This is a genomic window from Ferrovibrio sp. MS7 (assembly GCF_038404985.1).
In the GTDB taxonomy this organism is placed as follows: Bacteria; Pseudomonadota; Alphaproteobacteria; order Ferrovibrionales; family Ferrovibrionaceae; genus Ferrovibrio; species Ferrovibrio plantarum.
In genome coordinates this window covers 318,209-343,409 of sequence record NZ_JBBKBA010000001.1, presented here as the reverse complement: position 1 = coordinate 343,409, position 25,201 = coordinate 318,209, and the positions used below count along the sequence as shown (strand labels likewise).

23 protein-coding genes are annotated in these 25,201 nt (G+C 63.0%); 16 read left to right on the top strand and 7 right to left on the bottom strand.

Annotated features, from left to right (window positions below; all coding sequences use genetic code 11):
- The first annotated feature begins 106 nt into the window (after positions 1 to 106).
- Genes V6B08_RS01530 through V6B08_RS01495 form a run of 8 tightly spaced genes read left to right on the top strand, consistent with a single transcriptional unit; the run spans position 107 to position 7,829 of the window.
- The gene (locus V6B08_RS01530) at positions 107 to 1,162 is read left to right on the top strand and encodes an ABC transporter substrate-binding protein (protein ID WP_341977406.1); all 1,056 of its coding nucleotides are present in this window, start codon (positions 107 to 109) and stop codon (positions 1,160 to 1,162) included.
- A gap of 28 nt (positions 1,163 to 1,190) precedes the next feature.
- Positions 1,191 to 1,649 (top strand): RidA family protein, encoded by a 459-nt coding sequence (locus V6B08_RS01525; RefSeq protein ID WP_341977404.1) that lies wholly within the window; start codon positions 1,191 to 1,193, stop codon positions 1,647 to 1,649.
- 37 nt (positions 1,650 to 1,686) lie between these two features.
- A complete protein-coding gene (locus V6B08_RS01520) occupies positions 1,687 to 2,766 on the top strand; it encodes an ABC transporter ATP-binding protein (RefSeq protein ID WP_341977402.1) in 1,080 nt (359 codons plus the stop codon).
- Positions 2,767 to 2,796: 30 nt separating this feature from the next.
- On the top strand, positions 2,797 to 3,657 hold the full coding sequence (locus V6B08_RS01515; RefSeq protein ID WP_341977399.1) for an ABC transporter permease: 861 nt from the start codon (positions 2,797 to 2,799) through the stop codon (positions 3,655 to 3,657).
- 11 nt (positions 3,658 to 3,668) lie between these two features.
- Complete coding sequence (locus V6B08_RS01510; RefSeq protein WP_341977397.1) at positions 3,669 to 4,490, top strand: ABC transporter permease; 822 nt, start codon at positions 3,669 to 3,671, stop codon at positions 4,488 to 4,490.
- Complete coding sequence (locus tag V6B08_RS01505) at positions 4,491 to 5,726, top strand: threonine synthase (protein WP_341977395.1); 1,236 nt, start codon at positions 4,491 to 4,493, stop codon at positions 5,724 to 5,726.
- Positions 5,727 to 5,763: 37 nt separating this feature from the next.
- Entirely contained in the window at positions 5,764 to 6,870 is a 1,107-nt protein-coding gene (locus V6B08_RS01500) for a mandelate racemase/muconate lactonizing enzyme family protein (RefSeq protein WP_341977393.1), read from the top strand.
- 2 nt (positions 6,871 to 6,872) lie between these two features.
- Positions 6,873 to 7,829: a hydroxyacid dehydrogenase gene (locus V6B08_RS01495; protein ID WP_341977391.1), complete on the top strand. Its 957-nt coding sequence runs from the start codon at positions 6,873 to 6,875 to the stop codon at positions 7,827 to 7,829.
- Position 7,830: 1 nt separating this feature from the next.
- Here the strand turns inward: V6B08_RS01495 and V6B08_RS01490 are convergent, their stop codons facing one another.
- On the bottom strand, positions 7,831 to 8,541 hold the full coding sequence (locus V6B08_RS01490) for a GntR family transcriptional regulator (RefSeq protein WP_341977389.1): 711 nt from the start codon (positions 8,539 to 8,541) through the stop codon (positions 7,831 to 7,833).
- 194 nt (positions 8,542 to 8,735) lie between these two features.
- Here V6B08_RS01490 and V6B08_RS01485 point away from each other — a divergent pair, with 194 nt between their 5' ends.
- Complete coding sequence (locus V6B08_RS01485; protein WP_341977387.1) at positions 8,736 to 9,764, top strand: amino acid ABC transporter substrate-binding protein; 1,029 nt, start codon at positions 8,736 to 8,738, stop codon at positions 9,762 to 9,764.
- Positions 9,765 to 9,849: 85 nt separating this feature from the next.
- On the opposite strand, the gene V6B08_RS01480 is transcribed toward V6B08_RS01485, so the two are convergent.
- Genes V6B08_RS01480 through V6B08_RS01465 form a run of 4 tightly spaced genes read right to left on the bottom strand, consistent with a single transcriptional unit; the run spans position 9,850 to position 14,989 of the window.
- The gene (locus V6B08_RS01480) at positions 9,850 to 10,749 is read right to left on the bottom strand and encodes a cupin domain-containing protein (protein ID WP_341977385.1); all 900 of its coding nucleotides are present in this window, start codon (positions 10,747 to 10,749) and stop codon (positions 9,850 to 9,852) included.
- Between the two features lie 36 nt (positions 10,750 to 10,785).
- Entirely contained in the window at positions 10,786 to 11,646 is an 861-nt protein-coding gene (locus V6B08_RS01475) for a helix-turn-helix domain-containing protein (protein WP_341977383.1), read from the bottom strand.
- 13 nt (positions 11,647 to 11,659) lie between these two features.
- Complete coding sequence (locus tag V6B08_RS01470) at positions 11,660 to 13,312, bottom strand: acyl-CoA dehydrogenase family protein (protein WP_341977381.1); 1,653 nt, start codon at positions 13,310 to 13,312, stop codon at positions 11,660 to 11,662.
- Positions 13,313 to 13,333: 21 nt separating this feature from the next.
- The gene (locus V6B08_RS01465; protein WP_341977379.1) at positions 13,334 to 14,989 is read right to left on the bottom strand and encodes a long-chain fatty acid--CoA ligase; all 1,656 of its coding nucleotides are present in this window, start codon (positions 14,987 to 14,989) and stop codon (positions 13,334 to 13,336) included.
- Between the two features lie 184 nt (positions 14,990 to 15,173).
- Between V6B08_RS01465 and V6B08_RS01460 the strand changes: the two genes are divergently transcribed.
- Positions 15,174 to 16,283 carry a TRAP transporter substrate-binding protein gene (locus V6B08_RS01460; protein WP_341977377.1) on the top strand — a complete coding sequence of 370 codons (1,110 nt, stop codon included), beginning with the start codon at positions 15,174 to 15,176 and terminating at the stop codon, positions 16,281 to 16,283.
- A 75-nt stretch (positions 16,284 to 16,358) separates the two neighbouring features.
- On the opposite strand, the gene V6B08_RS01455 is transcribed toward V6B08_RS01460, so the two are convergent.
- Together V6B08_RS01455 and V6B08_RS01450 are read right to left on the bottom strand one after the other, a co-directional pair.
- Positions 16,359 to 17,579, bottom strand: a complete 1,221-nt coding sequence (locus V6B08_RS01455; protein WP_341977374.1) for an ABC transporter substrate-binding protein — start codon at positions 17,577 to 17,579, stop codon at positions 16,359 to 16,361.
- A gap of 45 nt (positions 17,580 to 17,624) precedes the next feature.
- Complete coding sequence (locus tag V6B08_RS01450; protein ID WP_341977372.1) at positions 17,625 to 18,296, bottom strand: HAD family hydrolase; 672 nt, start codon at positions 18,294 to 18,296, stop codon at positions 17,625 to 17,627.
- Between the two features lie 81 nt (positions 18,297 to 18,377).
- Here V6B08_RS01450 and V6B08_RS01445 point away from each other — a divergent pair, with 81 nt between their 5' ends.
- The 6 genes from V6B08_RS01445 (at position 18,378) to V6B08_RS01420 (ending at position 25,201) form a co-directional block, all read left to right on the top strand.
- Complete coding sequence (locus V6B08_RS01445; RefSeq protein WP_341977370.1) at positions 18,378 to 19,052, top strand: GntR family transcriptional regulator; 675 nt, start codon at positions 18,378 to 18,380, stop codon at positions 19,050 to 19,052.
- On the top strand, positions 19,049 to 20,377 hold the full coding sequence (locus V6B08_RS01440) for an aspartate aminotransferase family protein (RefSeq protein ID WP_341977368.1): 1,329 nt from the start codon (positions 19,049 to 19,051) through the stop codon (positions 20,375 to 20,377). The genes V6B08_RS01445 and V6B08_RS01440 overlap by 4 nt, the downstream gene beginning before the upstream one ends.
- A gap of 355 nt (positions 20,378 to 20,732) precedes the next feature.
- Positions 20,733 to 21,986, top strand: coding sequence for a D-amino acid dehydrogenase (locus tag V6B08_RS01435; protein ID WP_341977366.1), 1,254 nt, complete (start codon positions 20,733 to 20,735; stop codon positions 21,984 to 21,986).
- A gap of 161 nt (positions 21,987 to 22,147) precedes the next feature.
- The gene (locus V6B08_RS01430; protein WP_341977364.1) at positions 22,148 to 23,038 is read left to right on the top strand and encodes a LysR family transcriptional regulator; all 891 of its coding nucleotides are present in this window, start codon (positions 22,148 to 22,150) and stop codon (positions 23,036 to 23,038) included.
- Between the two features lie 142 nt (positions 23,039 to 23,180).
- Positions 23,181 to 23,648: a formate dehydrogenase subunit gamma gene (locus V6B08_RS01425; protein ID WP_341977362.1), complete on the top strand. Its 468-nt coding sequence runs from the start codon at positions 23,181 to 23,183 to the stop codon at positions 23,646 to 23,648.
- On the top strand, positions 23,645 to 25,201 hold the full coding sequence (locus tag V6B08_RS01420; RefSeq protein WP_341977359.1) for a formate dehydrogenase beta subunit: 1,557 nt from the start codon (positions 23,645 to 23,647) through the stop codon (positions 25,199 to 25,201). Before V6B08_RS01425 ends, V6B08_RS01420 begins: the two co-directional genes overlap by 4 nt.

Sequence of the window (25,201 nt, the reverse complement as noted above, 5' to 3'; positions counted from 1 at the left end):
GTAATATTTGATATTGCAGATAAAATATAAAATGTCGAAATTATATTGACAGTCGACATTTCTCCTCTCTACTGTGTCTTATCAACCGCAGAGAGGGGAGCCAGCCATGCCGATTATCCGCCCGAATCGCCGCCGCTTTATCCAGACCGCCAGCGCGCTCGGCGCTGCCGCCAGTTTCGGCGCCCCCTTTATCGCCAGTTCGGCCCGGGCCGCCGGGCAGCTGGTCTTCGCCGGCTTCGGTGGCGCCTATCAGGAAGGCCAGGCCAAGGCCCTGTTTGAGCCGTTCGAGAAGCAGACCGGCATCAAGATCGTGCAGACCACCGGCGTCGACCTGGCCAAGCTGCGCGCCCAGGTGCAGTCGGGCAATCTCGAATGGGATTTCCTCGCCCTGCCGGACCGGCTGCGCTACACGGCGGTGCGCGATGAACTGGTGATGCCGCTGGATTACAGCGTGATCGACGCCAGCAAGATCGTGAAGGCGCTGGTAACCCCGCATGCCGTGGGCTGCGTCACTATTCCCATGCTGATGGCCTATTCCACCAAGTACTACACCCCGGACAAGGCGCCGAAGACCTGGTTCGATTACTGGAATATCGGTGGCTTTCCGGGCCAGCGCGGCATGTATAACGGCGCCGTCTATACGCTGGAATTCGCGCTGATCGCCGATGGCGTGCCGAAGGACAAGCTCTATCCGCTGGATCTCGACCGTGCCTTCCGCAGCCTGGACAAGATCAAGTCGAAGCTGATCTGGTGGAGCCAGATGGCGCAGCCTGGTCCGATGCTGGCGGCGGGCGAGATTCATCTCACTCCCTCGGTGCGTGCGATCACCGCCATGCTGGCCGGCGAGCCGCTGGGTGTGAGCTATGACGGCGCGGCGCTGACCTATGAAGCCTGGGTGGTGCCGAAGGGCACCAAGAATGCCGCCAATGCGATGAAGTTCATCAATTTCGCACTGCAGGCCCGGCCGCAGGCGGAACTGACCAAGTATATCGCCTATGGCCCGACCAACACCGAAGCCACCGATTTCATCGATCCGAAGGCGCGGCCGTTCCTGTCATCGAATCCGGAGAATGCCGCCAAGGGCTTCCTGCTCAGCGGCGATTACTGGGGTCCGAATCTGGACAAGGTGACCGAGCGCTGGAACGAGTGGCGCCTGCGCTGATCGGCCTGTAGTGCGAAAGAGTGACGCGATGAGCATTTTGGAAAAGCTGGCGGCGTTGGGCCTGGAATTGCCCAACCTGCCCCAGCCGGTCGGCACCTACCGTCCGGCCAAGCGCAGCGGCAACCTGATTTTCACCTCCGGCCAGACCGCCCGCATCAATGGCGTGCGGCGCTATGTCGGCAAAGTGGGCCGGGACGTGAACGACGAAGAGGCCTATCTCTCCGCCCGCGACGCGGCGCTGAACTGCATCGCCTGTGGTGCCTGGGCCGCCGGTGGGCTTGATCGGCTGCGCGACGTGATCAAGGTGACCGGCTTTGTCAATTGCATCGATGGCTATGAGAAGCAGCCACAGGTGATCAATGGGGCATCCGATCTGATCGAAAAGCTGTTCGGCGCCAGCGCCGCCCATGCCCGCTCGGCCATTGGCGTCAATGCGCTGCCATCCAATGTCTCGGTCGAACTCGAGATTGTTTTCGAAGCCGATTGAGTCCGACCAGCATAGTTAGTTAGGAGATCCGTAGGCGATGCAGGGGCAGGCTGCCACGCTCGATGTCGAGCATTTGATGAAGGTGTTCGACAAACAGGTTGTCGTCCGCGATGTGTCCTTCTCGCTCAAGGGCGGCGAATTGCTGACCCTGCTCGGCCCCAGCGGCTCGGGCAAGACCACCACCATGCGCATGATCGCCGGTTTCGAGGAACCGACGGCGGGCGATGTGCGGGTTGCCGGCGAAAGCATTGTCGACCGCCCGGTGCATAAGCGCGATATCGGCGTGGTGTTTCAGCAATATGCCCTGTTCCCGCATCTCAGCGTATTCCGTAACCTGGCTTATCCGCTGGAGATGCGTGGGCTGCGCAAGGCGGAAATCGCCAGCCGGGTGGAAAAGGCGCTGGCCATGGTGCGGCTTGGCGGCTTCGAGGGCCGATTGCCGCGCGAACTTTCCGGTGGCCAGCAGCAGCGCGTGGCGCTGGCCCGCGCCATTGTGTTCGAGCCCCGCCTGCTGCTGATGGATGAACCCATGGGCGCGCTGGACAAGCGGCTACGTGAGTTGATGCAGGTGGAAATCCGCCAGTTGCAGCGCCAGCTCGGCATCACCACCGTGTCGGTCACGCATGACCAGGTAGAGGCATTGGTGATGTCCGATCTCATCGCCGTGTTGGATGGCGGTGTGTTGCAGCAACTCGGGCCGCCGCTGGAAGTCTACCAGAAGCCGGTGAACCGCTTCGTGGCGGACTTCCTGGGTGAATCCAATCTGATCGATATCGCTTCGGCGGTGACCGAGGCAGGTGTCCTGCGCTGTCGGGCGGGCAATGGCCTGGAGACCCTGGCGGCACCCGCAGCAGCCGATGCTGCCGCGGCATCCTGGCTGGTGGTGCGACCGGAGAATATCCAGATCGGTGCCGGTGCCGAGGCGTTGCCGAATCATTACCGCGCCAGTGTACGCGAGGCACTCTATGTCGGCGATCTGCTGAAATATCGGGTGGAGACGGAAACCGGCGCGCAATTCAGCATCAAGGCGCTGGCTTCTGCCGGCCAGCCCTGGCAGGTGGGCGACAGCACGGTGATTGGCTGGCGCACCGAGCATTGCCTGCCCATTCAGCCATGAGTGAGGGTCAGCCATGAATGCGGCCCGGCCATGAACACGGCTTTCACCCGGCGACTTGGTGCGGCGAAGCTGGATCGTCTGATCCTGCTCGGGCCGCCTTTGCTGTTCATCCTGCTGCTGTTCCTGGTGCCATTGGCCCAGGTGATCTGGGGCAGTCTATTCACGCCCAATTTCACCCCGACGCATTACGCCCGCATCTGGAACACACCGGTCTATCTGCAGGTTTTCTGGCGCACACTCTATGTCGCCTTCTGTACCACCGGGCTCTGCGTGCTGCTCGGCTATGCCGCGGCTTTGTTCCTGGCGCAATGCGGTCCGCGCGCGCGGCAATATCTCATGCTCTGCGTGGTGATCCCGTTCTTTCTCAGCATGCTGATCCGCAACTATATCTGGATGGCCCTGCTGCAGCGTTCCGGCCTGATCAACCGCTACTTGCTGGAATGGGGCGTGATCGATGCGCCGCTGGCACTGATGTATAATGAATTCGGCATGCTGGTGACGATGACCAACATGCTGCTGCCCTACACGATCTTCCCGATTCTGTCCTCGCTGCTGGCCATACCGCCGGAACTGCATAATGCCTCGGCCAGCTTAGGGGCCAACCGGCTGCGCAGCTTTTTCCGTATCACCTTGCCGCTCAGCATGCCGGGCGTTGCCGCCGGCGGCCTGCTGGTCTTTATCGTTGCGCTCGGCTTCTTCATCACACCGGCTTTGGTCGGTGGTCCGAAGCAGATGATGATTTCCAATCTCATCGACTTCAATGTGCGCGAGGTGCTGAACTGGCCGTTCGCCTTCGCGCTCGCCAATGTGCTGCTCTGGGGCACGCTGGTGATCTACTATTTCCATGTGCGGCTGGTGGAGGGGCGCGGCACCCGCGCCAACATGCCATGAAGAGTCCTGCCATGAAACGCAGGCAGGCAATGGAGAAGCTGCGCCGTATCTCGGTCGCTGCGCCCGGCGCACTGGTGCTGTTCTTCCTGGCGGCACCGGTACTGGCGGTGATCCCGATGTCTTTCGGCTCGGCCGGGCCGCTGATGCTGATTCCGGACAAGCCGACCTGGAGCCAGTATACCCGCTTCTTTTCCAGCGCCGAATGGATGACGGCTTTGTGGATCTCGGTGCAGGTGGCGCTCGGCACCACGGTATTGGCCACTGTCATCGGCACCGCCGCCGCCCTTGGCCTGTCGCGCCTTGCGCCACGCTGGCGCATGCTGATCGAGGCCGTGCTGATCCTGCCGCGTATTGTCCCCACTATCGTCTTTGCCGTGGCGGCCTACAGCGTATTCCTGAAATTCGGCCTGGTCGGCAGCGTACTCGGCCTGGTGCTGGCCCATAGCGTGCTGGCGACGCCGTTCGTGGTGGTGTTCGTCGGCAGTGCCCTGCGTGGTCTCGACCGCAGCCTGGTGGAAGCCTCGCGCAGCCTGGGCGCTGGGCCGGTCACCACCTTCTTCCGCATCATCCTGCCGCAGATCCGCCTGTCGCTGATCGGCAGTGCCTTGTTCGCCTTCAACATCTCGTTCGACGAGGTGGTGGTGACCTTGTTCATCAGTGGCGTGCGCAGCAAGACCCTGCCGGTGAAGGTATGGGATGCGATCCAGTATGAGATCACGCCGATCCTGCCGGCGATTTCCACCCTCGTTATCCTGGCAACGCTGGCCTTGCTGCTGCCCCTGCTGCTGCTCCGCCAGCGCCTCGATTCGTCTCGTCAACCAAAGGTGACTTGAATGTACTTCACCGGCTTTACCTGCTTCGGCTGTGGCGCCGAGTATCAGCCGAACCAGGATCTACTGCTTTGCCCGGCCTGCCATAATCTGCTCGACGCGCAATACGATTATGCCGCCATCGCCCGCGATCTGCGCCCCGAAACCGTGGCCGCGCGCTCCCCTGGCGTGTGGCGCTGGCGCGAATTCATGCCGGTGCTGGATGACAATGCAATCGTGTCGCTGGGCGAAGGCGATGGGCCGATGCTGCGCTGCGACCGTATTGCCAAGGCGGTTGGCGTGCGCGAACTATGGGTGAAGTCCGATGCCAGCAATCCCACTGGATCGCTGAAAGACCGCTCGATCACCGTATCGGCGACCAAGGCCGTGGAATTCGGCTACAAGATACTGTCCTGCGATTCCACCGGCAACAAGGCGTCATCGGTGGCTGCCTATGCGGCCCGCGCCGGCCTTGAAAGCGTGGTCTTCTGCCCGGATGACACCCCAATCCCGAAGGTGACGCAGGCGCTTTATTTCGGCGCCAAGCTGATCCGCGTGCGCGGGCATTACTCGCAGATCAACGCCATGTACCGCAAGCTGATCCATAGCGGTGCGGTGAAATGGTATGATTGCGGCACGGACAATCCCTTCCGTTACGAAGGCAAGAAATCCTACGCCTACGAGATCGCCCAGCATTTCAATTGGCAGGCGCCGGACCGTGTTGTGCATCCGGCCAATGGCGGCATGTCGATCGTGAAGGCCTGGAAGGGCTTCAATGAATTGCAGCGCATCGGCTGGCTGAAGGGCCTGCCGAAGATGGTGGGCGTGCAGGCGGCGAATTGCGATCCCATCGTGCGTGCCATGCGTTCCGGTGCCAATACCGTGGCGCCGATCGAGAAGGGGCCGACGATTGCCAGCGCGCTGGCCGGTGCCGATCCCGGCCTGCTCGGCAACCGGGCCATGGTGGCGATGCGCGAATCCGGCGGTGCGGCCGTGGGCGTTACCGACGAGGAGACGCTGGAAGCGATGCGCCTGCTGGCCATGGAAGGCATCTTCATCGAGCCGAGCGGCGCCGTGGCGATTGCCGGCATCAAGCGCATGATCGCCGCCGGCGAAGCTTCGCCGGATGAGCGCGTGGTCTGTGTTGTCACCGGCTCGGGCTTCAAGGATTTCGATCAGATCGCCAAGCAGGTGCGGATTCCGCAAGAGACCGTGGGCAATTACGAAGAACTGCTGGCCGCGGCCCAGGCCCTTGGCTGAAGCCCTGGGCTGATCGGGCAGTAACGAGGAAACAGCAATGAAGATTACCGATGTCACGGCCACCGTGCTGGCCAGCCGCTACGACCGACCGATCCATTTCGCTCATATGGAACTGACCGAGCGGCGCATTATCCTGGTGCGGGTCTATACCGATCAGGGTGTTGTCGGCCTGGCCGATGTGGATGGCCCGCCGGCAGGCGACATGGCCTGCGTGCAGCTGATCCGTGATACCTTCAAGCCGCTGCTGGTGGGCAAGGATCCGCTGGATATCGGCGCGCGCAACAAGGACATGTTCTACGTTCTGGACAAGCTTGGCCGCTACCGCAGCCTGGAATCCTATGTACTCGGCGCCATCGACACCGCTTTGTGGGACATTCTCGGCAAGGTGACGAACCAGCCGATTCACCGTCTGCTTGGCAGCCGGCGCAGCGAGATCAACCTCTATGCCAGCCTTGGCCAGCTGCCGCTGGGCAAGATCGCCGAGGAAGTCGGCAAGCGGGCCGAGGAAGGTTTCAGCGGCGTGAAGATCCGCATCGGTTTCCAGCCCGAGCAGGATGATGCCATCGTGTCGGAAGCGCGCGGCGTGCTGAAGCCGACCGACCGTACCAAGCTGATGGCTGATGCCAATTCCGGCTGGAACCGCGCCCATGCCGTGCAGTATGGCAAGCGGCTGGAGAAGCATGAGCTGCATTGGCTGGAAGAGCCACTGCCGCCCTATGACCTTACCGGCTATGCCCATCTCGCGGCAAATCTCGATACGCCGGTGGCGATGGGCGAGCATGAAATCTTCAACCGCTACGATGCCCGCGACATCCTGCTGGCCGGCGCCGCCGATATTCTGCAGCCCGATCTGCGCCAAGGCATTTCCGAAGTGGTGAAGATCGCGCATCTCGCCAGCGCCTGGGACATTCCCTGCATCCCGCATTTCTTCGGCCCGGCGATCCGTTTCGCCGCCCAGGTACAGGTGCTGGCCAGCATCGATAACTACCAGCTTTGCGAATACCCGGTTGCCTTCGATCCGATCCGCTTCGAGCTTACCGATCCGCCGCTGATGGCGGAGAAGGGCAAGATCGCGGTGCCGGAAGGGCCGGGCCTCGGCGTGACGCTGAACGAAGCCACCGTGAAACGCTACGCGGTCGAATAGGCATGGCTGAACTGCCGCTGGTGCTGGCGACCAACCCGCTCGATCCCAGTGGTGAGGCGATGCTGCAGGGCCATGCCCGCTTGCTGGTGGCCCCCGATGCCTCACCGGCCACGCTCAACCGCCTGGTGCGCGAGGCGGAGGGGTTGATCGTGCGGGTCGCCTTGCCGCCGGATATTATCGATCATGCGCCAAGTCTGCGGGCCATCGCGCGCCATGGCGCCGGCCTCGACATGATCCCGATGGCGGCAGCGACGGCGCGGCGGATTCCGGTGGCCTTTGTACCCGGCGCCAATGCCGCCGCCGTGGCGGAATACTGCTTTGCCGCATTGATGCAGTTGAACCGTCGGCTGGGCGGTATCGATGCCGTCTTGCGCCGCGATGGCTGGGGAGCGGCGCGGCAGCTTGCCGATGGTGCGGGTGAGCTTTCGGGCCGTACGCTCGGCATCGTCGGTTTCGGCAATATCGGCCGCCGTGTTGCCGCTATCGGTGCCGGTTTCGGCCTGCGGGTTATGGTTCATACGCCACGGCCCGGCCTGCTGCCGGAAGGCGTGCTGCCAGCCGAACTGCCCGAACTGTTCCGTGAGGCCGACCGGATCGTGCTGTGCTGTCCGCTGAATGAGCAGACGCGCGGCATGGTGGATGCGGCCTTGCTGCGCCAGATGCGGCCGGGCGCGGTGCTGGTGAATGTGGCGCGCGGCGCGGTGGTGGATGAGGCGGCGCTGGCCGATGCCCTGCGCAGCGGGCAACTGGGCGGCGCGGCGCTGGATGTGTTCACCATGCAGCCGCTGGCGCCGGATCATCCGTTCTTCGGCCTGCCGAATCTGCTGCTGACACCGCATATCGCCGGCCTGACCAGCGACAGCCTGCGCCAGATGAGCCAGGGCGCGGTGGCCGAGATGCTGCGCATGTTGCGCGGCGAACGGCCGCACAATTTCGCCAATCCGGAAATCTACGATTGAGCTAGCGCCGCGCTTCGCTGCCCCACAATTCCTCCACCGTGGAGAGGCTCTGCGCTGTTTTCTCCAGATGCAGGGTGAGCAGGGCCACGGCACGCTGCTTATGGCGGCCGATGGTGGCCTCCATCAGTTCGCGGTGTTCCTGCGGTGAATTGCGGTAATCGGGCAGGTAGGAGGTCTGCAGCCGGCGATAACGCTCCGACTGATCGTAAAGCAGGTCGACCACGCGCAGGCGCCACACCGAAGGGCAGGCGCTGAGCAGCGACATGTGGAACAGCTTATGCAGCAGCGCGCCTTCCTCGCCCAGCAGGGCCGGCGTGGTGGCGTCGCGTTCCTCGTATTTCGACAAGCGGTGCAGGCAGGCCAGGATATTGGCCTCCCAGGCATCGTTGCCGGCATCGATGGCATCGGCCAGGGCTGCGGATTCGATTTCCGAGCGCAGCTTGGTGATGTCCCACAATTCGGTGAGCGAGATCGGCGCAACGCGGAAGCCGCGCTGGCCTTCGGCGGTCACCAGCCGGTCGGCGGTGAGGCGTGAGAGCGCCTCGCGGAGCGTGCTGGTGCCAGCGTCGTAATTGGCTTTCAGGTCGGTGAAGCGCAGCTTGCTGCCGGGCTTTAGCTTGCCGCTGAGCACATCCTGGCGAATCTGCTTGTAGATCGCCTCGACCAGAGTCTTGGGCTCCAGCTCGGCAGCCTCACGACCCGGGTCAATCATTCGTAAAACTTGCACAAGAGGCTCCGATGGCAGATATCGCGCGATATGGATTCTGTATCGGCTCAATTATCAGGCGTGTCAACGACATTCGAATGGAAATTCAGCAAAAGCCAATAATGTCGAAAATTATACTAGACGGCAGAAATTATAAGTATCATCATATTGGCATAATCAATCAACAGGAGTGACTAACGGTGACACCTTTCCGCCTTCTCACGCTGGCTGCCGGCCTGTTCGCCGCCACTTTCGCCGCTCAGCCGGCCAAAGCCGGCGCCACCCTGGATGCGATCAAGCAGCGTGGCTACGTACAATGCGGCGCCAGCCCAGGCACGCCGGGCTTCGTGATGCTGGACAGCCAGGGCAAGTGGGCCGGCCTTGATGTGGATTTCTGCCGCAGCCTGGCGGCGGCGGTGTTTGGCGATGCCGACAAGGTGCGCTTCGTGTCGCTCACTGCGGCGCAGCGCTTCCCGGCGTTGCAGTCCGGCGAAGTCGATGTGCTGGCGCCGAATGTCACCTGGACCATGAGCCGCGATGCCACGCTCGGCATCTTCTTCTCCGCCATCACCTTCTATGACGGCCAGGGCTTCATGGTGCCGAAGAAGCTGGGCGTGAAGAGCGCCAAGGAACTGAACGGCGCCACCATCTGCGTGCAGCCGGGCACCACGCTGGAACTGAATGTCACCGATTATTTCCGCGCCAACAAGATGACCTTCAAGCCGGTGGTGATCGAGAAGCTGGACGAAGTGGAGAATGCCTTCTTCGCCGGCCGTTGCGATGCCTATACCACGGTGGCGGCGAAGCTCGGCTCCACCCGTGCCCGCTTCGCCAAGGGTGACGACGAATACATCATCCTGCCGGAACTGATCTCCAAGGAGCCGCTGGCCTTCACCGTGCGGATCGGCGACAACCAGTGGGCCCAGACCGTGCGCTGGGTGATCCATGCGCTGATCCAGGCCGAGGAAAGTGGCGTCACCAGCAAGAATATCGACAGCTTCAAGGATAGCACCGATCCAACCATTCAGCGCCTTACCGGCAAGACGCCGGGCATGGGCGAGGCGGTCGGCATCCCGGAAAGCTGGGCCTACAACGTGATCAAGCAGCTCGGCAATTACGGCGAGATGTTCGAGCGCAATGTCGGCAAGTCCTCGCCGCTGAAGCTCGACCGTGGCTATAACGCGTTGTGGAATCAGGGCGGCCTGCAATACGCCTATCCGATCCGCTGATTATCAAGACGGTTTTATGGGAAGCGCGGCTCATGCGGGCCGCGCTTCTTTTTTTATCGCGGCAGCCTCGCCTGAGTTTACTGCTTCAGGCGAAAGCGAAACCCATGGTTCGCATGTAATAATGCAAGCCGCCATCCTGCACGATCAGGGCCAGGCCCGGCTGGCTGCCGGGATTATCATGATCATGCACCGCGCCGGGCGGCGTCAGCAGCACCTGGCCCTCGTGCCAGGGGAAACGCTGGCCGTCGATGGTGGAATGTACGTCGCCGCCTTGCATGCCCAGCACCAGAGCGGCGGCATTGTGGCGATGCGGCCGTTGGCGTTCGCCGGGCAGCACCAGGTTGAGGGTCAGGGTTAGGCCCGGCAGGCAGGTCTGGTGATTCTGCATCGCCAGGCTGGTGAGGAATACCGCCCGCCCGGCGGTATCGGCCTCCAACTGGCGACGGCGCAGACGTTCGATCTCGGCATTCAGCATCGCGGCACGGTAGCGCACCACCGGCATCGCACCGGTTGCCGCATCGGCGCCAAGAAAAGCCAGCATCGGTTGATTGCCGACGGTGTAGAGCAGGCAATCGCTGCCCGGCATCGCCTGGTGGGTAGCGGTGCCGCCCGGCAGGCAGAAGATGTCTCCGGCATTCCAGGCAATACGATCAGTACCTTGGCTGCTCTCGCCCAGGCTGCTTTCCCCTTGACCACGCAATACATAGAAAATGTCGCCGCTGGACCGGCTGGATTCTGTCACGCTACCGCCCGGGCGCAGACGGAGATAGCGTGCCAGCAGGGTCGGCGTGGTGGCAGGATAGTCGCAGAGCAGCACGTCGCTGCAATCAAGCAGCGTGAAGCCGCTGGGCGCGGTGTCGGCAGTGGCGGCCATGTATTCGCTGGCGAATACTGTTGGCCGCAGGTTTGGCCGCTTGATGTTGAAGCCGACCTCGACCGCGACAATACGCGCATCATCATCGGGCTGGCTTGTAACTGGTGACATCGGTTGCTTCCTAATGACCCGTATTGCGGGGCCAGGTTATTGATAGAAATTGCTCCGGCGTGGCAGGATGCGTCGTGCCGCCAGAACGTATTGCCTGGGGGTGAGGCCATAGGCGCGCTTGAAATGATGTGTCAGGGCGCTTTGGTCGTAGAAGCCGGCCTGGGTTGCCGCATCGGCAATCGGCAGGCCGTCTTTCATTGCCTTGATTGCCGCATGCAACCGTATCTTGGTGAGATAGGTATGCGGCGTCAGGCCAATGCCACGCTTGAACAGGTGAATGAGTTGGAACGGCGTCAGGCCCAGTTCATCGCCCACATGTTCAAGCCGCACCGTGTCGCTGTGGCGTTCGTCCATGATCCGCATCGCCCGGCGCAACAGCCCTTCATCGCGGAACATCAGGTCCGGCTTGCGGTCACCCTCGCCATGCGCCTGGTAAAGCTGGCCGAAGCTGCTCACCAGCAATTCCTCCTCGCGCTCGGCATCGCCGCCAATATCCATCTGCTCATGCAGCGCCGCCAGCAGCCGCACCAGCGATGGATCGGCCAGGCGGTTGCTGCGGAAATAGGGCAGGGCACCGCAGCCCGTAAGGCGGCCAATGGCGGCCAGCGCCGGTTCGGTGAGGTAGAAGCTGCGGTAGCGCCAGCGCTTGCTCCGCCCCATATGGCCGGAATGCGGCTCCTGCGGATTGAACACCAATACCTCGCCGGGCAGCGCCTCCTGGCTGACGCCGCCGCTCTTGAATTCCGATCCGCCCAGCTCGGTGATCGCCACCACCAGGGCATCATGGCTATGCGGGGCATATTCATGGGTGGTGAAATCCGCCTGCATCAGGCTGAGGCCGGCGATGCCGCGATGCCGCCAGTAGCGCGTGCGGTTGTCCTGATCGAGACGCGGCATGTTTTCTCCCCCGTCAATCCAGGCGCGAACGCTCGACGATGTCGCGCAGCCGCGCCTGTGCGGCCAGACTGCCATAGGCGCGGTTGGCAAGGCCGCTGCAGCGTGAGTCGATAAACGCCTGTGCTGCCGCCGGATGCGAGAATTGCACCATCAGCGCGGCTTCCATGGCGGTAGCAATGGCGATGGTGATATGCCGGGCCCGGCGTTCCCAATCCTGGCGGTCATGCAGCGATGCATCCAGCGCCGCGATATGGGCATCGAGCGTGGCGTCGGCGCCTTTCACCAGGAGGAATTCGGCCATCAATGCCTCGGCGCAATCCGGCTCGCGTTCCAGCGCCCGCAGCACGTCCAGACAGATCAGGTTGCCAGCGCCTTCCCAGATGCCGTTCAGTGGCGCCTCGCGGTAAAGCCGGGGCATCGGCTGCTCCTCGATGAAACCATTGCCGCCATGGCATTCGACGCATTCGGCGACAAAAGGCGGCGCGCGCTTGGCATTCCAGAATTTCGCCACCGGGGTCAGGATGCGTTCCAGCAGGCGGGCATTCTCGGAGTCCGGCGATTCATCCACGGCCCGTGCGACGCGGAAGGCGAGCAAGGTGGCGGCCTCGGATTCCAGGCAGAGATCGGCCAGCACCGCCTGCATCAGCGGCTGGTCGGCCAGGGTGCGCTGGAAGGCGCGGCGGTTGAATGTATGGTGCAAGGTGAGGTTCAGCGCCTGGCGCATCAGGCCAGCCGAGCCGATGGCGAAATCCAGCCGCGTGAGATGCGCCATTTCCAGCGAGGTGCGGATACCGCGACCTTCCTCGCCGATCAGGATGGCATAGGTATCGGCATATTCGATCTCGCTGGAGGCATTCGAGCGGTTGCCGCATTTCTCCTTCAGGCGTTGGATGAAGAAGCGGTTGCGGCTACCATCGGGCAGCGAGCGCGGTACGAAGAAACAGCCCAATCCGCCGGGCGCCTGCGCCAGGGTGAGGAAGGCATCGCTCATCGGCGCCGAGCAGAACCATTTGTGGCCGGTGAGGCGGTATTCGCCACCCTCGCCGCCGCCATTCACCGGCACCGCACGGGTCATGTTGGCACGCAGGTCCGAACCGCCCTGCTTCTCGGTCAGTGCCATGCCGATGGTGGCGGCGCGTTTCTCTGCCACTGGCAGAATGCGCGGGTCATAATCCTCGGCCAGCACCTTGGGCAGAAAATGCTCGCGGATCGGCGCCACGCGGCCCAGACTCGGGATCGAGGAATAAGCCATGCCGGTGGGGCAGCCGATGCCGTTTTCGAGCTGGTTCCAGAGATAGCTCAGGGCGGCGCGGGCCACATGCGCGCCCTTGCGCTGGGCTGTCCAGGCCAACGAATGCACGCCGGAGCCGAAAGCCAGGCCCATCAGGGCATGATAGCTGGGGTGGAAATCCACGCGGTCGACGCGATGGCCGAAGCGGTCATGGCTGTGCAGTTCGGGCGTATGGGTGTTGGCGAGATGGGCATGCTCCTGCCAGGCTGGATCGGCCACGGCAGCGCCCAGCCGTGTCGCGCGCTCGGCCACCCAGCCACCGCCCTCGCGCGTCACGGCGGCGCTCAGGATGCGGTCCTTGGTGAAACTGTTCACGCCGGTGAAGGCGCCGGACTGGTTCAGGACTTCATGGGTGCTGATCTGTGGGGTGGTCATCTGTTTTTGTCCTGATGCAAGTCAGCCGGCGGTTTCGATCAGGCCGGCCTGGCTGAGATGGTCGGCGAAACGGCTGCGCAAATCGGCTTTGCGGATCTTCCCGGTCGCGGTCATCGGCATGTCGTCGATGAATACCACGTCGTCGGGCAGCCACCATTTGGCGAAACGCCCGGCTAACTGGTGCCGCACGGTTTCCTTGTCCAGGCTTGCGCCGGGATGCAGTTGCAGCACCAGCAGCGGCCGCTCATCCCAGCGCGGATGATGCACCGCCACGGCGGCGGCCAGCCGCACTTCCGGCAAGGCGTAGGCGGCATTCTCGAGATCCACCGAACTGATCCATTCGCCGCCGGACTTGATCATGTCCTTCATGCGGTCGGTGATGCGCAGATAGCCTTCCGGGTTGATGGTGCCGACATCGCCGGTGGGCATCCAGCCATCGCCATCCAGCACCGGCCCGCCTTCATTCTTGAAATAGCCTGCTGCCGCCCAGGGGCCGCGCACCCACATGGCGCCCGGCGTAGTGCCGTCATGCGCCACACGCTGGCCGGCATCGTCCAGCAGCTTGATCTCGAGGCCGAATTGCACGCGGCCCTGCAGGGCCAGGAAACGCAGCCGATCCGGCTCGGGCAGGCTGGCCACTGCGTGGGTCAGCGTCGTCATGGTGCCGAGCGGGCTGAGTTCGGTCATGCCCCAGACCTGGGCGACGAAGCAGCCATATTTGTCGCGCAGCAGCTTGATCATGTCGGGTGGCACGGCGGTGCCGCCGATGGTCGCCTTGCGCAGGCTGTCGATGCGTTTGCCGCTGCGCTCCAGGTAATCAAGCAGGCTGATGAAGATGGTGGGGACCGCAGCGCAGAAGCTCACCTGTTCGCGTTCGATCAGGCCATGCAGCGATTCCGCGTCCAGCCGCCTTCCCGGCAGCACCAGCTTGGCGCCCAGCATGGGGCCGAGATAGGGCAGGCTCCAGGCATTGGCGTGATACATCGGCGCGATCGGCATCAGCGCGTCCAGGCAGCTCAGGCCCATCGCCGCATTCTGGCAGACGGCGAAGGCATGCAGCGATGTCGAGCGGTGCGAATACAGCACGCCCTTGGGATTGCCGGTGGTGCCCGACGTGTAGCAGAGCGAGGAGGCGGTGCGTTCGTCGAAATCCGGCCAGGCGAAATCATCGTCGAAGCAGGCCAGCATTGACTCGTAGTCATTCAGCGGCAGCGGGCAATCGGCGGGAATCTCATCGCTGCCGCCCAGCAACACGAAATGCTCGATACATGTCAGTCGTGGCGCGATGCGCGCCACCAGCGGCAGGAATTCCGGGTCGAGGAACAGGATGCGGTCCTCGGCATGCTCGCAGATATAGACGATCTGATCGTCATGCAGGCGGGGATTGACCGTGTGCAGCACGGCGCCGAAGCCGGAAACGCCGTAGAACATCTCGAAATGACGGTGATGGCTGGCGGCCAGGGTGGCAACGCGGTCGCCGGACTTTATCCCTAAACGGATCAGCGCCTTGGCGAGCTGGCGGGCGCGGCGGGCCGCTTGGCGGTAATCGTAGCGGAATTCATTGCCCTCGCCGTCGCGCGACACGATCTCGCGGCCGCCATGATAGGTTTCGGCGTAGGTGAGGAACTGGCTGATCAGCAGGGGCCTGTCCTGCATCAGGCCGTAAATCGATGACATCCCGGCGTCTTTCCCGATATGGCCCGGCCCGTTTCCCGGAGGGGCTCCCAGCACCGGGAAATAGCAGGCCAGCCGGTGGGGGTATTGGCGAAAATTGCCGCCTTGCAAGCAATCCGGGCCAATACAGCCTCCGCGATATACCGGTTTCTGGTGGCCTCACAAAAATCCGGGAGGAAAAATCACCATGACCAATACCAACCGCCGCACCGCCCTGGCGCTGCTGGGTGCCGGGGCGGGCAGTGCCGCGCTGTTGCCCGGCGTCACGTGGGCACAGGAAATGCCGCGCCTGCGCTGGCGCCTTGCCTCCAGTTTTCCGAAGTCGTTGAACACGATTTTCGGCGCCACCGAGTATTTCACCAAGCGGGTGGCACAGCTCACCGAGGGCCGTTTCGAGATCCGTCCCTTCGCCGCCGGCGAGATTGTGCCGGCCTTGCAGGTGATGGACGCAGTCTCGACCAACACCGTGGAATGCGGCCATACCGGCAGTTTCTACTATATCGGCAAGAATCCGGCTTTTGCCTTCGGCACCGCCATCCCCTTCGGTATGAACATGCGCCAGCATAATGCCTGGCTCTACCATGGCGGCGGCAACGAATTGCTCAATGCCTTCTATAAGCAATACAAGATCCACGCCATTCCGCTGGGCAATACCGGGGCACAGATGGGCGGCTGGTTCCGCAAGGAACTGAGATCGGCCGCCGATCTCAACGGCCTGAAAATGCGCGTCGGCGGCATTGCCGGCCAGATCATGGCCAGGCTGGGCCTGGTGCCGCAGCAGATCGCCGCGGGCGATATCTATACCGCCCTGGAGAAAGGCACTATCGACGCCGCCGAATGGGTCGGGCCTTACGATGACGAGAAACTCGGTTTCCAGAAAGTGGCGCCGTTCTATTATTATCCGGGCTTCAACGAGAGCAGCACGGTGATCCACCTGTTCGTCAACCAGGAAGCCTGGGCTGCCCTGCCGCCGCTCTATCAGGCGGTGGTGGAGACGGCGGCGGCGGAAGCGCATACCTGGATGACGGCGCGCTACGATGCCGAGAATCCGGCGGCGTTGCGCCGGCTGCTGGCCGGTGGCACCAAGCTGCGCGCCTATCCCAACGACCTGATTGATGCCGCCTACCGCACAGCGCAGGCGCTCTATGCCGAACTGGCGGAGAAGAATCCCGAGTTCAAGACGCTTCTGGCTTCCTACAGTGCGTTCCAGGCCCTGACCACGCCGTGGTTCCAGGTGGCGGAAGATTCCTACGCCAACTTCATCGCCCGCACCTTGCGGGCAGCCGCCAAGCGGTGAAACCAAAAAGGGCTGCCGTGCGGAACGGCAGCCCTTTCACTCGGCCTATCTTGTCATTTGGCCTGTTTTGTTAGTTCAGGATTTCTTCAGCAGCGGGCATTCGCTTTCCGCCGCCGGGCGGAAGGCCTTGTCACCGGGAATGACGCCGATCTGCTTGTAGTAATCCCACGGCGCCTTGGATTCGGCCGGCGATTTCACCTCGAACAGATACATGTTGCGCATCACGCGACCATCGGCGCGGACGACGACATCCTTGCTCATGAAATCGTTCACCGGCAGTGCGCGCATGGCATCGGCCACCTTCACGCCGTCATCGGTGCCGCTTTTCTCCACCGCTTTCAGGAAATGCATCGTGGCGCTGTAGACGCCGGCCTGGAGCATGTTTGGCTTCTTGCGCGCCTGCGCCTCGAAACGCGCGGTGAAGGCGCGGGTCTGGTCGCTCTGATCCCAGTAGAAGGCTTCCGAAACGATCACGCCCTGCGCCGCCTTGAGGCCCAGGCCATGAATCTGGTTGATCAGCAGCAGCAGGCCGCCAAGGCGCTGGCCGCCCTGTGCGATGCCGAATTCCGCCGCCTGTTTCACCGCGTTCAGCGCATCATCGCCGGAATTGGCCAGGCCGATGATCTTGGCCTTCGAGCTTTGCGCCTGCAGCAGGAAAGAGGAGAAGTCGGGATTGTTCAGTGGATGGCGCACGCCACCCACTACCTTGCCGCCGGATTCGGTGATGAAGCGCGTGGCATCGCGCTCCAGCGCGTGGCCGAAGGCATAATCACTGGTGACGAAGAACCATGTATCGGCGCCTTGTGTGGTCAAGGCACGGGCCGTGCCGCTGCCCAGGGCATAGGTGTCGTAGGTCCAGTGAAAGCCGGTGGGCGAGCAGGCCTTGCCGGTGAGGTCGGAGGTGGCGGGGCCGGAGAGAATGGCAATCTTGCCGCGATCCTGCGCCATCTTCTGGATCAGCAGGCCAGCGGCCGAGGAACCGCCATCGAGGATAGCGTCGACGCCATCCACATCCATCCAGCGGCCGGCAACACTGCCGACGATATCGGGCTTGTTCTGGTGGTCGGCGGAAACCACCTCGATGCGCTTGCCCAGTACCTTGCCGCCGTAATCCTCCACCGCCAGCCGCGCCGCGATGGCCGAGCCTTCGCCGGTCACATCGGCGAAGACGCTGGAACGGTCGTTGAGCACGCCGATGATCACCGCATCGCCGGAAATCTGGGCCTGGGCGGCGGAATTGAGGCCTGTGGCAAGAGTTGCACAGAACATCAGGGCAAGCATGGACTGTCGTTGCATGGCTTTCTCCTGGGGAGTGGATGTCTGGGGATTGGACAACTGGATTTAAGTGACGCCGAAGCCGCGCAGCGTCGGCGGCAGGCTCGCCATGTCATGGATATGGGCGGTGACCAGTGCCGGATCGTGGCCGGAATTTTCACGGTCGACCCAGACGCGGCGGATGCCGAGTTCATGCGCCGGCCGCATGTCGTGCCACCAGCTCACGCCGGCATGCACCCAACGTTCGCGGGCGACGCCGGTGATCTGCTCGAAACGCTCGAAATGCCCCATCGCCGGCTTGTAGCTACCGACCTGCTGTGCCGTGACCACCAGGTCGAGCGGCACCGGGAAAACGGCGCGGGTTTCGGCGAAGAGGTCGTCGTCGCAATTGGTCAGCACCGCCAGGCGCCAGCCGTCGGCGCGCAGGGCGGCCAGGGCAGGGCCGGTATCGGCGAAGAAGGGCAGGCTGCCCCATTGCCGCGCCAGCACCGAGGAATCGCCGGGCTTCAATTCCAGGCCGATGGCCAGGGCGGCACGCTCGATGGTCAGCCGCAGCACCTCTTTGTAGGAGCGCGAGGGCGCTTCGCCTTCGGTGGCGATTTCGGCCTCGTGATAAGCATGGACCAGGGCGTCGGTACGCTCGCCGGCAATGCCCTGAAGCAGGCGGCGGAACCCGGTCTGCCAGTCCACCAGCGTGCCAAAGCAATCAAAACTCACCCATTTTTCGACTTTTTGCATTGCGCCCCCGCTTTTGCCTTGACCCCACTATCCGGCCAGATTATAAGATTGTCAACAATCTAAATTTCGAAAGGTTGGCAATTGGCACAGCATCTCAGCGTGATCGGCGCCCTCAATGACCAGGTCACCCTGCTGTTGAAGCAGCGCATCTTCTCCGGCGAGATGCCGCCGGGCAGCCGGGTGGTGGAAGTCGAACTGGCGCAGGACCTGGGCGTCAGCCGTGGCACCCTGCGCGCCGCCCTGCAGCAACTCGCCTTCGAAGGCCTGATCGTGCAGAAGCGTTTCCACAGCACCTTCGTGGCGGCGCTGAGTGCGCGCGATGCCTACGAGATTTACACCCTGCGCAACACGCTGGAGGCGATGGCGGCGCGGCTCGCGGCGCGGCGCATCGATGGCCGCGGCAAGGCAGCGCTCGGCGCCGCTTTGCAGGTGATGGAACGTGCCGCCGCCAGTGGCCAGCGTGGTGAGATGATCGACGCCGATTATGGCATTCACCGCTGCATCTTCGGCCTCACCGACCACAGCCGGCTGCAGGCGGAATACAAGCTGCTGGAAGGCCAGACTCAGCTCTATCTGCGCCATACCGCCGGGCTGGATTACGATTTCCCGGAAATCCTCGGCATCCACCGCGCCTTGGTGGAGGCGATTGCTGCCGGCGACGACGTGGCCGCCGAGCATCTGGCGCGCGACCACAACACGCCGGACGGCGAGAAGATGGTGGCGTTGCTGCGGCAGACAGAGACAAACGAGGCATGACCATGCTGGATACCATCGACACCGCCTCGGCTTTGCGGCAGGCGGTGGCGGAAGCGCATGACCGCTACCGCGCCGAAAACCCGAAATCGGCCGAGCGCCAGCAGGAAGCGGCGGCTCACATGCCCGGTGGCAACACCCGCAGCGTGTTGCATTACGCGCCGTTTCCGCTGGCTTTCGAGCGCGGCGAGGGCTGCCACCTATGGTCTGCGGATGGCCATCGCTACACTGATTTCCTCGGCGACTACACCGCTGGCCTTTATGGCCATTCGCATCCGCGCATCATGCAGACCCTGCATGAAGTGCTGGCCAATGGCATCAGCTTTGGCGGCCATAATCTGCTCGAAGGCCAGTTGGCGGCGCTGTTCTGCGCGCGGTTCCCATCGCTCGATCTGGTCCGTTTCACCAATTCGGGTACGGAATCGAATCTGATGGCGCTGGCCACGGCGTCAGCGCTCACCGGCCGGCGTGGCGTTCTGGTCTTCGAAGGCGGCTATCATGGCGGTGTGTTCTCCTTCGCCGGCGGCGGCAGTCCGATCAACGCGCCCTATCATTTCATTGTCGGCAGCTATAACGATCAGGCCGGCACTGCTGCGCTGATCCAGCGCCATGCCGGCGAAATCGCCGCCATCCTGGTGGAGCCAATGCTGGGCGCCGGCGGTTCTATTCCCGCTGATGCTGCCTTCCTGCACATGCTGCAGGATGCCGCGCAGCGTATTGGGGCTTTGTTCGTGCTGGATGAGGTGATGACCTCGCGGCTGCATCCGGGCGGCCTGCAGGCGCTGCATGGCCTCAAGCCCGATCTCACCAGCTTCGGCAAATATCTCGGCGGCGGCATGTCGTTTGGTGCTTTCGGTGGCAAGCGGGCCATCATGGAGCATTACGATCCGACGCGGCCCGGCGCACTGCCCCATGCCGGCACGTTCAATAACAACGTGCTCTCGATGGCTGCCGGCATCGTCGGCTTAAGCGAAATTCTCACCGAAGAAGCGCTGGTTGCCCTGAATCGGCGTGGCGATGCCTTGCGCCATGGCCTCAATGCGGAAGCGGCACAGCGCGGCCTGGCGGTGCAGGTCACTGGCCTCGGTTCGCTGATGACGGTGCATTTCAGTGCGCAGCCGTTCAGCAGTGCGCCGCCGGCAGCCGAGACGCAACAACTGTTGAAGGAATTATTGTTCTTCGATCTGCTGACCGAACGTTTCTGGTTTGCCCGCCGAGCCATGATCGCGCTGAGCCTGCCGGTGACGGATGACGATTGCTCAGCCTTCATTACCGCCTTTGGCCGCTTCCTCGACCGCCGCACCCGTTTGATCGAGCAAACCGCTTGAGCGCTGGGGGCGAAGACTGATCCCAAACGTTAGGGCTGCCGGAACAGGCGGCCCTGCAGCGTCATCATTTCGCCCTTGGCGATATCGAAGCGCATGCCATGCTCGCCATACCGGTTTGCGGGCAATGAAACGGGAGAGCCGGACGGCCAGATGACGACACGCCTCACCCGCGAGGCCATGGATGACGGCTAGATCATCCTGTCCTGTGGTGTCAATGGCAATGTAATCCACTTCCAGATACCCCTCAATATCAGCGATACTCTGCTGGACGAAGCATGTGACTCCTTGAAGGATGCTTGATCAAGGTATCAGGTGCGGCGTGAGAGTCGGGGTATGAAATTCAGCGAGGCGTGAGATGAAAATCGCTGTCCTGGGCGCGGGTGTCATTGGTGTCAGCACCGCCTATTATCTGGCCCGTCAGGGCCATGACGTGACAGTGCTGGACCGCCAGCATGGTCCTGCACTTGAAACCAGCTTCGCCAATGCCGGCGAAATATCGCCAGGTTATGCCTCGCCCTGGGCTGCTCCCGGTATCCCGGTGAAGGCCATGAAGTGGCTGTTCATGCAGCATGCGCCGCTGATTCTGCGCATGAAGATCGATGTCCACATGGTCGAGTGGATTGCCCGGATGCTGCTGAACTGCACCTCTGCCCGCTATGCCATCAACAAGAGCCGCATGGTGCGGCTGGCGGAATACAGTCGCGACTGCCTGATCGAGCTGCGTGCCGCGACCGGCATTGGTTATGACGAGCGCATGCAGGGCACATTGCAGCTTTTCCGCAGCCAGGCACAGCTTGATGGCACCGCCAAGGATATCGAGGTGCTGAAGGCCGATGGCGTACCCTATGAACTGCTCGATGCCGCCGGCTGCATCCGCGCCGAGCCGGCATTGGCCCATGTACGGGAGAAGATTGCCGGCGGCTTGCGCCTGCCCAATGATGAAACCGGGGATTGCTTCAAATTCACCAATGCGCTGTACCGTATGGCAGCCGAGCTTGGCGTGAGGTTCGATTTCGGCCGTACCATCCTTGGCCTGCGCGCTGAAGCGGGCCGGGTGAGCGGCGTGGAAACCTCGGCCGGCCCGCTCCAGGCCGATGCCTATGTGCTGGCGCTGGGCAGTTTCTCGCCCCGGCTCAGCCGCGATATCGGCGTTTCGCTGCCGGTCTATCCGGTCAAGGGCTATTCGCTCACCTATCCGATTACCGATGCAACGCGGGCGCCGGAATCCACGGTGATGGATGAGACCTTCAAGATTGCCATCACGCGGCTCGGGGACCGTGTCCGCGTCGGCGGCATGGCGGAAATTTCCGGTTATACCAATGACCTGCCGGAGCGGCGCCGGGCAACGCTGGAGCATTCCGTCTCTGATCTGTTTGGCGGTTCGGGCGATGTGAAATCCGCCAGCTTCTGGTCCGGCCTGCGGCCGATGACGCCCGATGGCACGCCGATTGTCGGTGCCACCCGCTACGCCAACCTGTTCACCAATACCGGGCATGGCACGCTGGGTTGGACCATGGCTGCCGGCTCGGCACGCGTGATTGCCGATCTGATCAGTGGCCGCAAACCCGAGATCGATATCGCCGATCTGGCCGTGTCCCGTTACGCCTAGAAGAAGCGTCACGAATCAGTCTGATTATCTTGGCGTCACGGCGACCGCCCTGGCCGAAGTGGTCCGGAAGGGTGCGGTTTCCGCCCAAGGGGCTTTGGCTGTGGCCCGGGCGCGCTGCAAGGCGATTGCAATTCTCGTCGCTCTGGCGCCACAATCCCGGCATGATCGACAAGCTCGAATTCCTCATGGCGCTGGCGCGCGAGCAGAATTTCGGCAAGGCCGCGGAGCAATGCGGCGTGACACAGCCGACTTTCTCTGCCGGCATCAAGAGCCTTGAGGATACCCTGGGCGTGATGCTGGTGCAGCGCTCTTCACGCTTCCTCGGCTTCACCGCCGAGGGTGAGCGCGTGCTGGATTGGGCGCGGCGTATTGTCGGCGACACCCGCGCCATGCGCCAGGAAGTCGCGGCATTGAAGCATGGTCTGGCCGGGCATCTCAGGATTGCGGCGATTCCTACCGCGCTGGCCATGGTCTCGGCGCTTACCACGCCCTACCGCGCCAAGCATCCGAATGTGAAATTCACCATCCTCTCCAGCACCTCGGTCGAGATTCTTTCCATGCTTGAGAATCTGGAGGTTGATGCCGGGCTCACCTATGTCGATAACGAGCCGCTGGGCCGGGCTCGCAGCGTGCCGCTCTATCCAGAGCAATACCGCCTGCTGACATCTGAAAGCAGCCCGCTTGGCGACCGCGACACGGTGACCTGGGAAGAGGTGAGCAGGATTCCGCTCTGCCTGCTGACGCCGGATATGCAGAATCGCCGCATCATCAACCGCCTGCTGCGCGCTGCCGGCGGCGAGCCGGAGCCGACGCTGGAATCGAATTCGATGATCGTGTTGTTCTCCCATGTGCGTACCGGACGCTGGGCCAGCGTGATGCCGGAAAAGCTTGCCGACACTCTGGGCCTGACCGAGAAGCTGCGCTCGATCCCGATCATTGAGCCGGCGGCGGTGCACATGATCGGCCTGGTGGTGCCGAGCCGCGAGCCGATGACGCCGTTTACTGCCGCCCTGGTGGCGGAGGCCAAGCTGCTGGCCGCCGAACTGGCCTGATACGGGGGAGTTACCCTGCTTTTGCTGGGCAACTGGTGCTTTTTGATAGATATGTTCTATCGCAGCACATAATAGCTTTATTGCCGTGCCCAGCCCTTGCCCCCATCATTCCCCGGTGAACAGGCAGTGTGGGACACCAGCAATGTACGCCACTTGGGACCCGACGCGTGCCGGGGACATCATTAACCATCTGCGGGGCCTGGAAGGGCCACTTCTGCCGATCCTGCATGCCTTGCAGGCGGAATTCGGTCATGTGCCGAAGCCAGCCTTGCCGCTGATCGCCGAGGCGCTGAACATTTCGCGCGCCGAAGTGCATGGTGTGGTCAGCTTCTACCATGATTTCCGCGAGCAGCCGGCAGGCCGCCATGTGCTCAAGCTGTGCCGCGCCGAAGCCTGCCAGTCGATGGGCAGCGAGGCGATGGCCAAGCAATTCCTGGATCGGCTCGGGCTCGGCTGGGGCGAGACCACGCGCGATGGCAGGCTTACCATCGAGGCCACTTATTGTCTCGGGCTCTGTGCCTGCGCCCCAGCGGCGATGCTGGATGGCGAGGTGGTCGGGCGGCTGGATGATGCCCGGCTCGATGAATTGGCGCGGGAGATGCGGCGATGACACCGCGCATCTATATCCCGCGCGATGCCGCCGCCAAGGCGGTGGGTGCCGAGAAGGTGGCGGCCGCGATCAAGGCCGCCGCAGCCAGGCGCCGTCAACATATCGAGATTGTGCGTACCGGTTCGCGCGGCCTGCTCTGGCTTGAAACCATGATCGAGGTGGAAACGCCGGCTGGCCGCATCGCCTATGGTCCGGTCAGCGAAGCCGATGTCCCGAGCCTGTTCGATGCCGGGCTGCTGATCGGCGCCGCGCATCCGCTGCGGCTTGGCCGGCCCGAGGATATTCCCTTCCTCAAGCGCCAGAACCGCCTGACCTTTGCCCGTTGCGGCATTGTCGATCCGCTCTCGCTGGAGGATTACCGCAAGCATGGCGGCTATCGCGGCCTGCAGCGCGCCTTGAGCCTCGGCCCGGCGGCGACGGTGGAGGAAGTGACCAAATCCGGGTTGCGCGGGCGCGGTGGCGCCGGCTTCCCCACCGGCATCAAATGGAAAACCGTGGCCGAGGCCAAGTCGGAGCGCAAATACATTGTCTGTAATGCCGACGAGGGCGACTCCGGCACTTTCGCTGACCGCATGATCCTGGAAGGCGATCCCTTCGTGCTGATCGAAGGCATGACCATCGCCGGTTTTGCGGTTGGTGCGGCCAAGGGCTTCATCTATATCCGCTCGGAATATCCCGATGCGGTGCGGGTGATGGACCAGGCAATCGGCATTGCCCGTGAGGCCGGCTATCTCGGTGCCAAGGTGGCGGGCGGCAGTTTCAGCTTCGATCTCGAAATCCGGGTTGGTGCCGGCGCCTATGTCTGCGGCGAGGAAACCGCCTTGCTGGAAAGCATCGAAGGCCGGCGCGGCATGGTCCGCGCCAAACCCCCGCTGCCGGCGCATAAGGGGTTGTTCGCCAAGCCCACCGTGATCAATAACCTGATCTCACTCGCCACTGTACCGGTGATCTTGAGCGACGGAGCTGCTGCGTATGCCGATTTTGGCATGGGCCGTTCGCGCGGCACGATGCCGATCCAGATTGCCGGCAATGTGAAGCGCGGCGGCCTGTTCGAAGCAGCATTCGGGCTCAGCCTGGGCGAGATCGTCGAAGATATCGGCGGCGGCACTGCCTCTGGCAAGCCAGTCCGCGCGGTGCAGGCAGGTGGCCCGCTTGGCGCCTATTTCCCGGTCGGCTTGTTCGACACGCCCTATGATTACGAAGCCTTCGCGGCGCGCGACGGCCTGATCGGCCATGGCGGCCTGGTGGTGTTCGACGATAGCGTCGACATGGCGCGCATGGCCCGTTTCGCGCTGGAATTCTGCGCCATCGAATCCTGCGGCAAATGCACGCCCTGCCGCATCGGCTCGACGCGTGGCACCGAGGTGATGGACCGCGTGCTGCGCGGCGAGCGGCGCGAGGCAAACCTGACACTGCTGGAAGACCTCTGCCAGACACTGAAATTCGGCTCGCTTTGTGCGCTGGGTGGCTTCACGCCCTATCCGGTACTCAGCGCCCTGAAACATTTCCCCGAGGATTTCGGCCGTGACCCTTTAAACGCTGCTGCGGAATAG

Excerpts from the sequence above, each read along its gene's own strand:
- V6B08_RS01530 (WP_341977406.1), top strand. The coding sequence starts at position 107 with ATGCCGATTATCCGCCCGAATCGCCGCCGCTTTATCCAGACCGCCAGC.
- V6B08_RS01525 (WP_341977404.1), top strand. The coding sequence starts at position 1,191 with ATGAGCATTTTGGAAAAGCTGGCGGCGTTGGGCCTGGAATTGCCCAAC.
- V6B08_RS01520 (WP_341977402.1), top strand. The coding sequence starts at position 1,687 with ATGCAGGGGCAGGCTGCCACGCTCGATGTCGAGCATTTGATGAAGGTG.
- V6B08_RS01515 (WP_341977399.1), top strand. The coding sequence starts at position 2,797 with ATGAACACGGCTTTCACCCGGCGACTTGGTGCGGCGAAGCTGGATCGT.
- V6B08_RS01510 (WP_341977397.1), top strand. The coding sequence starts at position 3,669 with ATGAAACGCAGGCAGGCAATGGAGAAGCTGCGCCGTATCTCGGTCGCT.
- V6B08_RS01505 (WP_341977395.1), top strand. The coding sequence starts at position 4,491 with ATGTACTTCACCGGCTTTACCTGCTTCGGCTGTGGCGCCGAGTATCAG.
- V6B08_RS01500 (WP_341977393.1), top strand. The coding sequence starts at position 5,764 with ATGAAGATTACCGATGTCACGGCCACCGTGCTGGCCAGCCGCTACGAC.
- V6B08_RS01495 (WP_341977391.1), top strand. The coding sequence starts at position 6,873 with ATGGCTGAACTGCCGCTGGTGCTGGCGACCAACCCGCTCGATCCCAGT.
- V6B08_RS01490 (WP_341977389.1), bottom strand. The coding sequence starts at position 8,541 with ATGATTGACCCGGGTCGTGAGGCTGCCGAGCTGGAGCCCAAGACTCTG.
- V6B08_RS01480 (WP_341977385.1), bottom strand. The coding sequence starts at position 10,749 with ATGTCACCAGTTACAAGCCAGCCCGATGATGATGCGCGTATTGTCGCG.
- V6B08_RS01475 (WP_341977383.1), bottom strand. The coding sequence starts at position 11,646 with ATGCCGCGTCTCGATCAGGACAACCGCACGCGCTACTGGCGGCATCGC.
- V6B08_RS01470 (WP_341977381.1), bottom strand. The coding sequence starts at position 13,312 with ATGACCACCCCACAGATCAGCACCCATGAAGTCCTGAACCAGTCCGGC.
- V6B08_RS01465 (WP_341977379.1), bottom strand. The coding sequence starts at position 14,989 with ATGTCATCGATTTACGGCCTGATGCAGGACAGGCCCCTGCTGATCAGC.
- V6B08_RS01460 (WP_341977377.1), top strand. The coding sequence starts at position 15,174 with ATGACCAATACCAACCGCCGCACCGCCCTGGCGCTGCTGGGTGCCGGG.
- V6B08_RS01455 (WP_341977374.1), bottom strand. The coding sequence starts at position 17,579 with ATGCAACGACAGTCCATGCTTGCCCTGATGTTCTGTGCAACTCTTGCC.
- V6B08_RS01450 (WP_341977372.1), bottom strand. The coding sequence starts at position 18,296 with ATGCAAAAAGTCGAAAAATGGGTGAGTTTTGATTGCTTTGGCACGCTG.
- V6B08_RS01440 (WP_341977368.1), top strand. The coding sequence starts at position 19,049 with ATGACCATGCTGGATACCATCGACACCGCCTCGGCTTTGCGGCAGGCG.
- V6B08_RS01435 (WP_341977366.1), top strand. The coding sequence starts at position 20,733 with ATGAAAATCGCTGTCCTGGGCGCGGGTGTCATTGGTGTCAGCACCGCC.
- V6B08_RS01430 (WP_341977364.1), top strand. The coding sequence starts at position 22,148 with ATGATCGACAAGCTCGAATTCCTCATGGCGCTGGCGCGCGAGCAGAAT.
- V6B08_RS01425 (WP_341977362.1), top strand. The coding sequence starts at position 23,181 with ATGTACGCCACTTGGGACCCGACGCGTGCCGGGGACATCATTAACCAT.
- V6B08_RS01420 (WP_341977359.1), top strand. The coding sequence starts at position 23,645 with ATGACACCGCGCATCTATATCCCGCGCGATGCCGCCGCCAAGGCGGTG.